Below are 12,016 nucleotides of genomic sequence, written 5' to 3' on the forward strand. Positions count from 1 at the left end.
CGCGGGACCTTCGCGGTGTCGTACGGGAAGATCCCGTGGAACTCCATGAACTGGGCGCTGACCGCCGGCGACGAGAGCCAGCGCATGAACGCCCCGGCGGCCCCGGGGTCCGGGAGGCCGGAGCGGGCGACCAGGCTGTGGCCGCCGACGGCCGAGCAGCCGCTCTTCGGCCCGACGGGCATCGGGGCGACCGCCCACTTGCCCTTGGTCTTCTCGGTTCCGTGGTTCCGCTCCACCGTGGGACGGCCGGCCCGCGGCTCCGTGCCCCCGCCGGCCACCCTTCGCTTTCGCAGGCATATCGCATACGATGAACGGGTGACACAGGCGAACTGGGCCCGGCTGCCCGTGGTGAAGAGCAAGGCTGACCTCGTCTACGACAGCCTGCGGGCTGCCATTGCCGAGGGCGACCTCAAGCCGGGCGAGCGCATCAACATGGACGAGCTCGCTCGCAACCTCGGGGTCAGCAAGATCCCGATCCGCGAGGCCGTCAAGCGGCTGGAGGCCGACGGCCTGGTGTCGTCCCGGGTCCACTTCGGGGTGACCGTCGCCGAGGTCGACGTGGCCGAGATGCGGGGGGTCTTCCTGGCGCGCGAGGCGATCGAAGGGCTGGTCGCCGGCCTCGCCGCGGAGCGTGTCACCGACGCCCACCTGGCCGAGCTGGAGTCGGTCCAGCAACAGATGCGGGGGAGGCTGGGCACCCGCTCGTTCCAGAAGCTCCCGGAGCTGAACTCCGACTTCCACCGGATCCTGTCCGAGGCCGCCGGCTACCGCGTCCTGACCGAGTTGACGGAGCAGCTGCTCCTCACCGTCCGCCGGCACCGGATCGCGGCGCCGATGGACCCGGACGACTGGGCGGGGGTCATCGCCGAGCACGACGAGATCATCGCCGCCTTGCGGCGCCGCGACCCCGAGGGGGCGGCGCGGGCGGCCAAGGCCCACGTAAGCGCGCAGGCGGACCACGAGGTCGCCGACAAGGAGTGAGCGGGCTCTGCCGCGCGGGCCTTGGTGGAGGTATGCGATATACCGGTTCGGGGTGTCAGTCGGACGCCTCCCGCCCGGAGGGCCCGGCCCGGTCCTCGTCGGCGGGGTGGGCCGGCATGTGACGGCGCAGCCAGTTCTCCGTGGTGGTGACGTGCATCAGGGCGGCGGCCCGGGCGAGCGGCGCCTCCCGGGCCGCCAGGGCCCGGAAGACCGCGGTCGGCGTCACCTTCTTCGGCTTCGCGGTGCCCAGGAGCGCCGGACACGCCGCCGAAGCCCAGCAGTTCATCGCCTACTTCATGAACAAGGAGCACCTCTCCGGCCTCGCCACCCAGGCCCTGAACATCACCCCGCGCACCGACATACCGGCGCCCGCGGAACTCGCCGACGCCGCGAAGGCGATCGACGGCAACGAGGCCTACCCCGACCAGGCCCGGCTGTTCGTGGACTACGCCGCCTGGGCCACCAAGGCGTACACCCCGAACGTGGTCCGCTTCGTCCAAGGTGTGACGACGGCGGACGAGTTCATCGCGCAGACCAGGCAGGACTCTGGCTCGGCCGCCGCCTCACCGAGGGCCTCACCATGGGCGCCGGCAAGTGACCGGCGGACGAGTGGACTCCGATCGCTCCGCCGCCCGGCACGGCTCACTGCTCCGCGCGCTCGGGCAGCGCCACCCGATCCGCGTGACGACGCGTCCCACCCGGGCACCACTCCCGCGAGGCCGGCGTCGACACGTCGACACGCCACTGCCCTGATCATCCGTCACCTCCCTTGCAGAAAGCAGGGATCCGATTCGATGAAAGGCCTTCAGTCCCGACTCCTACCCGTGCCGGCCTCCGCCGTGTCCGCGGCCATCGGCATCGCCGGTCTCACGGCCCCCGCCGCCCGTACGGCGGACACGGCGCAGACCTGGACCGTCGGGCAACCCGGCTCCGCCGGCGGCCCGAAGCTCACCGCGCACGTCGCGCTCGACGACCGGGGCGCACTGACCCTCGGGGTGGAGCGCGGCGGGACCACCGTGCTGGTGTCCGCGCCGCTCGGCCTCGTGACCGACCGGGCCGAGGGCCGGTGCAGGAGCGTCACCTCGCGGAAGATGCCGGGGAGCCACCACTGGTCCTGGTCCTCCAGGTAGCTTCCGGACGACCACTGGTGGACGCGGACGGCCAGCACGTTCCCGGTCGGGCGCAGCAGGCCGCCCACCGGGAGCTCGTGCGGCAGTCGGCTGCCCTTGAACTCCCCGAGCTCGCGCCCGTTGAGCCAGACCCGGGCACAGGACTCGATCCCCTCGAAGCGCAGCACCGCCGTGCCGTCGGCCGGCCAGTCGGCGGGCAGGTCGAAGGACCGCAGGTGGTCGCCGGTCGGGTTCTCGGTCGGCACCCGGGGCGGGTCGACCGGGAACGGGTAGAGCGTGTTGGTGTACGCCGGGGCGCCGTGACCCTGCAGCACCCAGTGGCCCGGCACGGTGATTTCGTCCCAGCCGGAGGCGTCGTGGCCGGGCTGCGCGAAGGACTCGTCGTGGGTGTCGGCCGTGGGGGAGAGGCGGAAGCGCCACCTCCGAGTGGGGTGTACGGACGGCCCCGGCTGCCGACGACAGCATCGTGGAGCGGGGCGGTCCTGGGTAGCCCGGGGATCGAATCAGGGCGCGATTGACCGAACGATCGCGGCCGGGGCGCTGAGGCCGCGTCCGGCCGCCGGTCCGCCCGGCCGCCCTGACTGCCCGGCTGCCCCGGACGGGTGTCGGGGCAGCCGGGCGGCCGGAGGGCTGGAGGGCTGGAGAGCTGGAGGGCCGGAGAGCGGGAGAGCAGGGGCGGAGCCGGGTCAGGAGACGGGCTTGATGACCGCCTCTGCCGCGGCCTTGCCCGCCGCGGACACGATCGCCTTCACGTGATCGCCGAGCGCTCCCGTGACGCCGGCCGCGAGGGCGTGCTGAACGAGAGGAAGCCGTCCTGCCGCATCACGACGTGCGCCGGGCCGCAGATGGCGATGTCGGTGGTGACGTCCTGGTCGAGGTTCTTGCTCTACGTGTCGTACCAGTAGTGGTCCCGGACGGAGCCGTCGGTGCCGGTGAACCAGAGTTCCATGCTGCCGGGGATGCGGGAGACGGCGGCGATGCCGCCGGTGGTGGAGGCGCTTCCGGGGGGTGCGAGTTCGAAGGCTTGCCAGGTGCTGCCCTCGTACCAGTAGCGGTCCTGGACGGTGCCGTTGGCGCCGGTGAACCAGAGTTCCATGCTGCCGGGGATGCGGGAGACGGCGGCGATGCCGCCGTTGGTGGAGGCGCTGCCGGGGGGCGCCAGCTCGTAGCGGTTCCACGGCGACCCGTCGTACCAGTACGCCCCCTGGACGGTGCCGTCGGTGCCGGTGAACCAGAGTTCCATGCTGCCGGGGATGCGGGAGACGGCGGCGATGCCACCGTTCGTGGAGGCGCTGCCGGGCGGTGCGAGTTCGAAGGCCTGCCAGGTGCTGCCCTCGTACCAGTAGCGGTCCTGGACGGAGCCGTTGGCGCCGGTGAACCAGAGTTCCATGCTGCCGGGGATGCGGGAGACGGCCGCGATGCCGCCGTTGGTGGAGGCGCTGCCGGGGGGCGCCAGCTCGTAGCGGTTCCACGGCGACCCGTCGTACCAGTACGCCCCCTGGACGGAGCCGTTGGCGCCGGTGAACCAGAGTTCCATGCTGCCGGGGATGCGGGAGACGGCCGCGATGCCGCCGTTCGTGGAGGCGCTGCCGGGCGGTGCGAGCTCGTAGCGGTTCCACGGCGACCCGTCGTACCAGTACGCCCCCTGGACCGACCCGTTCGAGGCGACCCACCAGACCTCCATGCTGCCGTCGATCCGCGAGACCGCCGCGAGGCTGCTCGACTTCGAGGCACTGCCGGCCGACGAGAGCGTGAATTGGTTCCAACTCATCTGGGACCCTCCAGTGGTGCGCTGTTCCGACAGGCGGGCCGAAGATCCCGGCCCGGGCCGCGTGAGACGCCGTTCGGTCTCCCGGACCACGTGCTCAACGCGTGCTCCCACGTTAGGAATTCGCCGGGACGGTCGCATGAGGCCGTGGTCCCGGATGCGTCCCGGGACCAGTGCACCAACGGGAGCGCTCCGCCGTGGGACCGTGGACGGGCCGGCGGGCCGGGTAGGCCGGTGACCCTGGAGGGCCGGTGGTGTCCGCGAGCCGGTGAAGCCCACCCTGACGGAGCCACTGCTCGGCGACCCCGTTGCGCGGCCGGGACCGGGTCCTGTCGATGCCGCAAACTGCAGGCCAACGATGCTTTCCCGTACGGGTGTTGGATTGACCGGTGCTCGCCGCCGGTGCGCGCCGAATTTGAGAACGTCCGTTCTTGACGGATCGTTCTTGAACCTCGTACGGTTGCCCCACGGGCCGCCCCGGAGGTTCGCCAGGGTCGTCGCCGTTCGGCGGACGCTCGGCCGCGAACTCGCACGCCCCTCCACGCGCGGCCCCCCTTCCATCTGACCTGAGCAAGCGTCACATCACTTTTCCGCACGCCTCATTCGGAACCGGTCGGTTCCCGTCCCAGACCTGCCCTTTTCCCCTCGAACCCGCAGGAGAAGACCATGAACCGGCGCATTCGCGCGCTCTCCACGCTGGCCGCCCTGACGGCCGTCGCCGCCATCGGCACCAGCACCGGCATCTCCACCGCCGCCGACGCCACCGCCCACACCCTGGGCGGCCACCGCCTCGTCCCGGCAGTCGACCGGCAGATGCGCTTCGACGCGGACGGCACCACCACGTACGGCACCGTCCACGTACCCGCTCACCGCGAGGGCCGCCGGATGGCCGCAGCCCTGCTGCTGCCCGGCAGCGGTGCCACCGACCGCAACGGGGACCAGCCGCCCGTGGCCACCCCGTCGACCCTCGCCCTGGTCGCGGACACCCTCGACGGCGACGGCGTGATGACCCTGCGCTTCGACAAGTACGGCACCGGCGAGACCGGCCGGGGGCGGTACGGCGACGACCCGGGCCGCATCGACACGGCCGCGTTCACCCGCCAGGCAGCCGCCGCCTACGACGCCCTCCGCCGGCAACCGGAGGCCGACCCGCACTCCCTGCTCATCGTGGGACACAGCGAAGGCGCCCTCCGTGCCCTCCTCGTCGCGCCGACCGTCCGCCCCGAACCGGCCGGCCTCGCCCTCGTCGCCCCGCAGACCCAGCGCATCCTCGACACCCTCGCGTACCAGCTCGCCGCCCGGATCGACCGGGCCGTCGCAGCGGGCGGCCTCACCCCGGCAGAGGGCCGGAGCAACAAGGACGGCATCGAACGTGCCATCGGGGACTTCCGAGCAGGACGCCCCGTCGACACCAGCGGGATCGTCCCGGAGATCGCCACCCCCCTCGACAGGATCTTCGGCCCACTGAACGCCCGCTACACCCGCACCCACGACGCCGTCAGCCCGCCGGCCGCCGCCCGCCGCCTCGCCCCCGGCACCCGGGTGATGATCACCTGCGGCACCGAGGACGCCAACGTCCCCTGCTCCACGACACCCCCGCTGCTCACCGCCCTGGCCGCGGCCCACTCCACCGGCCCCGGCCTGCGGGTCCTGCCCGGCGTGGACCACTTCCCCCACCCCGCGGGCACTCCCGTCGACGACAAGATCCTCGCCCCCGCCGCCACCCGAGCCCTCCACGACTTCGCCCGCCCCTGGCGCAGCCGCTGACAACACCTGTGCCGCCCGCCCCCGTTCGCCGGCCGAGCGTCGGCGGGGCGTCGGCGGGGCCCTCCGGCGTGCCGAGGGCCTCGCCGGTCCCCCCGCCGTCGGCAACCCGCCGGGGCGATCGGCTGCTCGGGCCGGAATGGGCCCGGCGGCGGGCTGGGACTGACAGACTGGTGATCATGACCACCGACCGGCGCCCGCCGTGGCAGCCTTTCTCCGATCCCACCGTCCACTTCGCCCAGACCGAGGAACGTCGTGAGCAGGTGCCGGTGGAACGCTCGCCGTTCCTGCAGCCTGCCGGGGAGCTGGTCCCCGAGCAGCGGCCCGCGAACGGGGGGCGCCGGGCGGTCGGCCCGGTCGCCGGGCTCACCTTCGTCCCGCCCGCCTCCCAGGACTGAGCTGCGCCGCGCCGCCGGGGACCGGTTCCCCACGCCCCCGGGCGGGCGGTGTCCGTGACCCGCCGTAGGGTGCGGGCAGGACGGAGGTGCCGTGCACGACGCCGTTCCACCGCGGTGCCGTGCACACACCCGGGTGCGCCGTTCGGCTGTCCGCCGACTCGCCGACTCGCCGACTCGGCGTTCGGCGGTTCGTCGGTGAGGACCGTGGCGCGCCCGACGCAGGAGTTCACCCCGGGAGGACGGAATGGCGCAGTACGTCACGGTGTCGGCGGCGTTGGCGATCGCGGGGCCACGCCTGGCGGCCTGGCTGCGGGCACCGGTCGTGCCCGCCTCCAGTTGGGCGGCGGAGGACGGCTGGAGCGGCCTCTGCGAGGCCTGGAGTGACGCCGGTACGCGGTGCGGGTACCGGGCGGAGCTGGCCGGTGCCGTCGAGGAGTGCGACCGCTGGATCGACGGCGACCACGCCGGCCTGCTGCGCGGCCTCGACGACGAGGACGGCGGACTGGCCCTCGGGTACGACGAGGGCACCGGCTCGCTCACCGTCGACTTCGAGGCCCGGGTCGACTTCCGGCTGCCCACGATGATCTGGGCGTTCACGGCGCTCCGGGGCATGGCCGGGTTCATGGCCGCCGACGACGGCGGACTCGTGACGCTCACCGTCGACTGGGACGACGACGCCGTCCTGATGCGCCTCTCCCCGAACCGCTCGGCGTTCCTCGACGGGCGCCGGGACGCCGCGGTGCTGGCGAAGGCCAGGGACGCCGAGTTCGACGTGCGGTGCGCCGCGGCGGAGGCCGACGCGGAGGAGTCCGCGGCGGAGGTGATCGAGCGCCTGCTGGAGGCCTGACGCCCGCCCTGGCCGGCGCCTCGACCGGCAGACGGAGCCCCGCCCCGCCCCGCGACGCGGCGGCTAGGCTGGTGCGCCATGTCCTCCGCCTCGCCGCCGCCCCTGGCGTTCACCCTCCCCGACTCCCTGTGGGACGTCCCGTACGTCGGAGCCCGCTACCCCGGCTCACCGGCCGTCGCCGAGCGGCCCGGTCTCGCGGCAGGGGCGAACTGCCAGGTCTACGCCTACGCGGTGCTCGCGCACTTCGGCTGCGCCGTCCCCCCGTTGCGCTCCAGCGACCTGTGGGAGGACCGGGACGCCACCCTGCGGGTGACCACCCCGCGCCCGCTGGACCTGCTCCTCTTCAACGCCACCGACGACGCCTACGGGGCGCACGTCGGCGTGTGCGCGGGCGGGGACGCCGTCCTGCACCTGTGCAAGGAGGTGGGCCGCCCGGCCGTGTGGCACCGGTCCGAGTTCGCGGCGCGTGAGCGCTACGGGGTGCTGGTGGGCGTCAAACGGCTGCGGGGGCTGGATCCTGACGCCGTGCGGGGCTGAGCGCTTCACCGCCGGGCCGAGGGGCCCCGGTCGGCGGCGGGCACCCCCTTTCATCGACGGAGGTGTAGTTGCCCCTCGCACCGACGAGTTTGACGACCTCGGTCCGTGTGTACGTGTGCGGCCAGCCCTCGCGTCTCGCCGTCTTGCCCGTGAACGTGCCGCGCGCCGCTTCCGCGTCGGACATGAACTTGTGCGTCCGCTGCAGCTCGTTCAACCTGTCGAGGTTGTCGCGGAGATCGCGCGCGCCGTCCCAGACGCCGCGGAGACCGTTCACCCGGTCGCCACCGGACGGCACGCCGGGGCGCTCCGGCGCACGGATCGTCGTCCCGACAACGCCGTCGTCGTCGACCGTCGCCGTGGTGCCCTGCCGCGTGATGTCGCCACCGTACGGCTGGCGGTACCAGCGGCCGGCCCTGGTTGTGGACCAGGACCGGGGTTCCGCCCGCCGGCACGTAGGCCGGCACGGCATCTTTTCAGAAGCCTCACAGTGCGGTGTGGAACCCCCACAGCCGGGCTGCCTAGGCTCCGCATGCGCACGACGAAGTGCGCGGGCCGGCGGCGAGGGACGACGACCGGCGTGAGCCGGCCCCCGGCAGCACGGGAAGATCACATGGACTACTGCGCACCCTGCCGACGCCACCTGAACGGTGCCCTGGCCTGCCCCGGCTGCGGGGCGCCCGCGACCGCTCCGGACCCGGCGGCCCAACCGTCGGCGCACCCGGAGACGCACCCGGAGGCGCACCCGTCGGCGGCGGCCACGGAGGTGCTGCGCCCGCAGCCCGGGTCGCCGGCGTCCGCGCCGACCGTCCGCGCCGACGGCCGGAGCGGAGGCCGGAGCGGCGGCCGCACGACCTCGCGCCGGGCGAAGCGGCGGCCGGGTCTGCTCGTGGTGTCCGTGGTCGGGCTGGCCGTCGTCGGGCTCGGCGCGGCGGGGCTGGTGGCGAACGGCTCGGAGGGCGCGCCGCCCGAACCGGGGGCGGACCAGCCGGTCGCGGCCGGGCCGCAGGACGCCTCCGCGGCGCGGCCGACGGCGTCCACCGCGGCGCCCGCCACGACCAGGGCCCCGGAACAGTCCGCGACGCAGCGCCCCGGCACCCGTACGGCCTCCGCGTCCGCCTCGGCTTCCCCCGCCGCGTCCGCCTCGGTCCCGGCCACCCAGGGCGGTGCGACGACCGCACCGGTGACCACCCGCGCGCCGGACCCGGCGGCCCCGAACCCGACGCCGTCGGAGCCGGCGGCCCCTTCGGCCCCGCCGGCTCCGAGTGCGACCACGGCGGCCACCGCGCCGCCTCCCGCGACGAGCCTGCCGCCCACGGCCACGCCGTCGCCCGCGACGACCCCGCCGCCGTCGGTCACCGCGCCGCCCACGGCCACACCCAGCCCGCAGCCGACGCGCACGTGCACCCCGTTCCTGTTCTGGTGCACCTGAGGAGGCTCCGCGAAGGGAAGCCGCCCGGCACGGTCGGCGGCAGGAGGCGGCCGTCCCCGACGGGTGAACCGACAACCGGACGCGAACTTTCGGTTATCGCGGCGGCCGCCGACGGTCTCCTGTTCCGTGGGGCCGTGTTCCGGCGGCCCGCACCGGACCGGGCCACCGGACGCCGCCACGCGCCGTCGGCCCACGAGGAGCAGGGAGACCGGCCATGGGACGTCACGCCGTCGGCGCCGCACCGGACGCAGTGATCACGACCGGTGGCGGGGGAGGCCCGCGGGGGCCACGAGCGGGATCTTCGGGGACCTGACGGGGCCCCGACCGTGATCGATCCCGGCCGCGTCCGTCCCTGCCCGTCCCCGCGCCGCACCCGGCGTGCCCGTAGCCGAAAGACCTGCTGATGTCCGATTCCCGTTCCCACCGGTCGTTCTCCCGTGGCTGGGCCCTGGCGTCGTGCGTGCCCGCGCTGCTGTTCCTCGGACTCGTCGCGTGCGGCCTGCCGTCGCACTCCGAGCACGCGGACATGCCGGGGACGGGGGTGGGGGCGGACCACGGGGCGATGGCCGGGATGGCCGGGATGGCGGGGATGCCGGGCACGGCGGACGCGCCCGCGACCGGCCGGGGCCTCACCGCCGAACGGGACGGCTACCGCCTCGACGCCAGGACCGCCGAGCTGCCCGCGGGCCGGGCCGTGGCCTACCTGTTCACCGTCACCGGCCCGGACGGCCGACCGGTCACCGACTTCGCCGTGCACCAGACCGAGAGGATGCACTTCTACGCGATCCGCTCCGACCTGACCGGATTCCAGCACCTGCACCCGGTGATGGCCGGTGACGGCACCTGGACCGCCGACCTGGCCGGCCTCGCCCCGGGCGACTGGCGGCTGTACGCCTCGTTCCTGCCGAACACCGGCCCCCGCAAGGGCAGCGAGCTGGTGCTCAGCCGCACCGTGACGGTGCCCGGCGAGGTCGTGGCCGTGCCGCTGCCCGCCGCGGCCGACAGCACCACGGTCGACGGCTACACCGTCACCCTCCGGAGCGAGCCGATGGCGGGTGCCCACCGGCTCACCGCCACGGTCGGCAAGGACGGCGTGCCGGTCACCTCCCTCCAGCCGTACCTGGACAGCTACGCCCACCTCACGGCGTTCCACGAGGGCGACCGGGCGCTGGCCCACCTCCACCCGGCGGACAAGGTGGACGGTGACAACGGCGGGCCGACGCTGACCTTCCAGGCCATGCTGGCCGAGCCCGGGAACTGGCGGGTGTTCCTGCAGTTCCGGACGGACGGGCGGCTGCGCACCGCGCAGTTCACGCTGAACGTCGCCTGAGCCGCTGCCTCCGGCCGCGGGCCGGGCAGCACGGCACGGCACGGCACAGCACAGCAGAGGGCAGGGCGGGGCAGGGCGGTTCCGACCGGCCGGCCGCTCCGGTGACCGGAGCGGCCGGCCGGCTCCGGCGGACCGCGCCGGTCAGTTGCCGGGCTCGGGGGCAGGATCCGCGATGCCGTACCGGCGCCGGAAGCGCTCGACGCGGCCCGCGGTGTCCATGACCCGCGCGTTGCCGGTGTAGAAGGGGTGGCTGGCCGAGGAGACCTCGACGTCGACGACGGGGTAGGTGTTGCCGTCCTCCCACTCGACGGTCCGCATGGCGGTCCTGGTCGAGCGGGTGAGGAAGGCGAGGCCGCCCGCCTTGTCGCGGAAGACGACGGGCCGGTAGTCGGGGTGGATGCCGGGCTTCATGGTGGTGCTCTCCGAAGGGTGGGGAGGGGTGGGGGTCAGCGCTCCTCGCGGAACGGGACGTGGGTGCGGGCGACCGGGTCGTACTTGCGCAGCGCGAGCCGGTCGGGGTCGTTGCGCCGGTTCTTGCGGGTGACGTACGTGTAGCCGGTGCCCGCGGTCGAGCGGAGCTTGACGACCGGGCGCAGTTCGTTGCGTGCCACTGATGTCCTCCTGGGCTGGTGGGTCCTGGGGCTTTCGCCTCACCATAGCGCAATGATTGTCATTTTCATTCCGCGTTTGGTCGACCCATCGCCCGCCGCCGCCAACCCCCGTCCGCTCACCGACCTCCGCCCGCCGCCCGCCGCCCACCGGAGGGCATGCCCTACCGGCGCAGGCTCAGCGGGCGGAGGTCGGTCCAGTGCTCGTCGGCGTACGCCTCGCAGGCGTCCTCCGTGCCGGTGAAGCCGGTCGGGTGCCAGCCCGCGGGGACGGGCAGGGCGGCCGGGAAGAGTCCGTGCTGCTGTTCGTCGTTGACCAGGACGGTCCAGGCGGCGGCGGGGTGGTCGGGCACGAGCGCTCCAAGGGGGGGAGGGGATGGGCTGGCCGTCAGCGGAAGCCTCCGTCGATCCGGAAGACCTCCCCGGTGATGTAGCCCGCCCGGTCGGACAGGAGGAAGGCGATGAGCTCGGCCACCTCCTCGGGGCGGCCGATCCGGCGCAGCGACACCTGTTCGAGGGACCGCTCGACGGCCTCCTCCGGCAGCTGCGCCACCAGGTCGGTGTCGATGTAGCCGGGGGCCACCACGTTGGCCCGGATGCCGTACCGGCCGACCTCCTGGGAGAGGGACTTGGTGAACCCGATGATTCCGGCCTTGGTCGCCGAGTAGTTGCTCTGGCCGGGGTTGCCGCAGATGCCGGCGACCGAGGAGAGGTTGACGACGGCGCCGTGCCTGCGCAGCACCATGCCGTCGACCACCGCGCGGCAGGCGTGGTAGACGCCGCTGAGGTTGACCTGCAGGACGTCCTGCCAGTCCTGGTCCTCCATCAGCATCAGCGGTGTGTCACGGAGGATCGCCGCCGAGGTGACCAGGGCGGTCACCGGGCCCAGCGCGTCCTCGACGCCGTCGACCAGTGCCCGGACCGCGTCGGCGTCCGACACGTCGGCCCGCCGGACGTAGGTGTTGCGGCCCAGGTCCAGCAGCTGCTTCTCCAGGGACCGGGCGGAATCGGCGTCGGTCCCGTAGCACAGGGCGATGTCGAAGCCGTCCTCTGCCAGCCGCAGCGCGGTGGCGCGGCCGATCCCGCGTGACCCGCCGGTGATCAACGCCACCGGGTTGGCCGTCCTGTTCATCGGGTTCCCCATTCGCGAGTGGTGGTTCTTCGGGTGGCGTGCGGTGGTTCGGCTCCCCGGGTTCCGGACCGGGCCGGGACCCGGTCAGGACG

General features: G+C 73.9%; 13 protein-coding genes and 1 pseudogene. 7 read left to right on the forward strand and 7 right to left on the reverse strand.

Annotated elements, in window-relative coordinates; all coding sequences use genetic code 11:
• The first annotated feature begins 315 nt into the window (after positions 1–315).
• On the forward strand, positions 316–981 hold the full coding sequence (locus AC067J_RS29390) for a GntR family transcriptional regulator (protein WP_478304227.1): 666 nt from the start codon (positions 316–318) through the stop codon (positions 979–981).
• Positions 982–1,036: 55 nt separating this feature from the next.
• Here AC067J_RS29390 and AC067J_RS29395 read toward each other — a convergent pair whose 3' ends face one another.
• From AC067J_RS29395 to AC067J_RS29405, 3 genes and pseudogenes are all read right to left on the reverse strand, one after another.
• A complete protein-coding gene (locus tag AC067J_RS29395; RefSeq protein WP_478304228.1) occupies positions 1,037–1,267 on the reverse strand; it encodes a hypothetical protein in 231 nt (76 codons plus the stop codon).
• Between the two features lie 771 nt (positions 1,268–2,038).
• Positions 2,039–2,530, reverse strand: a pseudogene (locus AC067J_RS29400) (sugar-binding domain-containing protein); the annotation flags it as partial.
• Positions 2,531–2,997: 467 nt separating this feature from the next.
• Entirely contained in the window at positions 2,998–3,882 is an 885-nt protein-coding gene (locus AC067J_RS29405; RefSeq protein ID WP_478304229.1) for a PLL family lectin, read from the reverse strand.
• Positions 3,883–4,545: 663 nt separating this feature from the next.
• Here AC067J_RS29405 and AC067J_RS29410 point away from each other — a divergent pair.
• From AC067J_RS29410 to AC067J_RS29435, 6 genes are all read left to right on the forward strand, one after another.
• Positions 4,546–5,646, forward strand: coding sequence for a serine aminopeptidase domain-containing protein (locus AC067J_RS29410; protein WP_478304230.1), 1,101 nt, complete (start codon positions 4,546–4,548; stop codon positions 5,644–5,646).
• 176 nt (positions 5,647–5,822) lie between these two features.
• Positions 5,823–6,041 carry a hypothetical protein gene (locus AC067J_RS29415; RefSeq protein WP_478304231.1) on the forward strand — a complete coding sequence of 73 codons (219 nt, stop codon included), beginning with the start codon at positions 5,823–5,825 and terminating at the stop codon, positions 6,039–6,041.
• Between the two features lie 244 nt (positions 6,042–6,285).
• Positions 6,286–6,888 carry a hypothetical protein gene (locus AC067J_RS29420; RefSeq protein WP_478304233.1) on the forward strand — a complete coding sequence of 201 codons (603 nt, stop codon included), beginning with the start codon at positions 6,286–6,288 and terminating at the stop codon, positions 6,886–6,888.
• A gap of 78 nt (positions 6,889–6,966) precedes the next feature.
• Complete coding sequence (locus AC067J_RS29425; protein ID WP_478304235.1) at positions 6,967–7,425, forward strand: hydrolase; 459 nt, start codon at positions 6,967–6,969, stop codon at positions 7,423–7,425.
• A 610-nt stretch (positions 7,426–8,035) separates the two neighbouring features.
• Positions 8,036–8,854, forward strand: a complete 819-nt coding sequence (locus AC067J_RS29430; protein ID WP_478304237.1) for an SCO2400 family protein — start codon at positions 8,036–8,038, stop codon at positions 8,852–8,854.
• Between the two features lie 403 nt (positions 8,855–9,257).
• Positions 9,258–10,184: a hypothetical protein gene (locus AC067J_RS29435; RefSeq protein ID WP_478304239.1), complete on the forward strand. Its 927-nt coding sequence runs from the start codon at positions 9,258–9,260 to the stop codon at positions 10,182–10,184.
• A gap of 141 nt (positions 10,185–10,325) precedes the next feature.
• On the opposite strand, the gene AC067J_RS29440 is transcribed toward AC067J_RS29435, so the two are convergent.
• From AC067J_RS29440 to fabG, 4 genes are all read right to left on the reverse strand, one after another.
• Positions 10,326–10,595 (reverse strand): type B 50S ribosomal protein L31, encoded by a 270-nt coding sequence (locus AC067J_RS29440; RefSeq protein WP_478304241.1) that lies wholly within the window; start codon positions 10,593–10,595, stop codon positions 10,326–10,328.
• Between the two features lie 35 nt (positions 10,596–10,630).
• Positions 10,631–10,795 (reverse strand): 50S ribosomal protein L33, encoded by a 165-nt coding sequence (gene rpmG / locus AC067J_RS29445; protein WP_478304242.1) that lies wholly within the window; start codon positions 10,793–10,795, stop codon positions 10,631–10,633.
• A gap of 161 nt (positions 10,796–10,956) precedes the next feature.
• Positions 10,957–11,145: an MbtH family protein gene (locus AC067J_RS29450; protein ID WP_478304244.1), complete on the reverse strand. Its 189-nt coding sequence runs from the start codon at positions 11,143–11,145 to the stop codon at positions 10,957–10,959.
• Positions 11,146–11,180: 35 nt separating this feature from the next.
• The gene (gene fabG / locus AC067J_RS29455) at positions 11,181–11,924 is read right to left on the reverse strand and encodes a 3-oxoacyl-ACP reductase FabG (protein WP_478304245.1); all 744 of its coding nucleotides are present in this window, start codon (positions 11,922–11,924) and stop codon (positions 11,181–11,183) included.
• Between the last annotated feature and the right edge of the window lie 92 nt (positions 11,925–12,016).

The sequence above is a fragment of the Kitasatospora sp. NPDC042419 genome (genome assembly GCF_056437345.1).

Coding starts and splice junctions, on each gene's coding strand:
- AC067J_RS29395 (WP_478304228.1), bottom strand. CDS start 1,267: ATGAACTGCTGGGCTTCGGCGGCGTGTCCGGCGCTCCTGGGCACCGCG.
- AC067J_RS29405 (WP_478304229.1), bottom strand. CDS start 3,882: ATGAGTTGGAACCAATTCACGCTCTCGTCGGCCGGCAGTGCCTCGAAG.
- AC067J_RS29410 (WP_478304230.1), top strand. CDS start 4,546: ATGAACCGGCGCATTCGCGCGCTCTCCACGCTGGCCGCCCTGACGGCC.
- AC067J_RS29415 (WP_478304231.1), top strand. CDS start 5,823: ATGACCACCGACCGGCGCCCGCCGTGGCAGCCTTTCTCCGATCCCACC.
- AC067J_RS29420 (WP_478304233.1), top strand. CDS start 6,286: ATGGCGCAGTACGTCACGGTGTCGGCGGCGTTGGCGATCGCGGGGCCA.
- AC067J_RS29425 (WP_478304235.1), top strand. CDS start 6,967: ATGTCCTCCGCCTCGCCGCCGCCCCTGGCGTTCACCCTCCCCGACTCC.
- AC067J_RS29430 (WP_478304237.1), top strand. CDS start 8,036: ATGGACTACTGCGCACCCTGCCGACGCCACCTGAACGGTGCCCTGGCC.
- AC067J_RS29435 (WP_478304239.1), top strand. CDS start 9,258: ATGTCCGATTCCCGTTCCCACCGGTCGTTCTCCCGTGGCTGGGCCCTG.
- AC067J_RS29440 (WP_478304241.1), bottom strand. CDS start 10,595: ATGAAGCCCGGCATCCACCCCGACTACCGGCCCGTCGTCTTCCGCGAC.
- fabG (WP_478304245.1), bottom strand. CDS start 11,924: ATGAACAGGACGGCCAACCCGGTGGCGTTGATCACCGGCGGGTCACGC.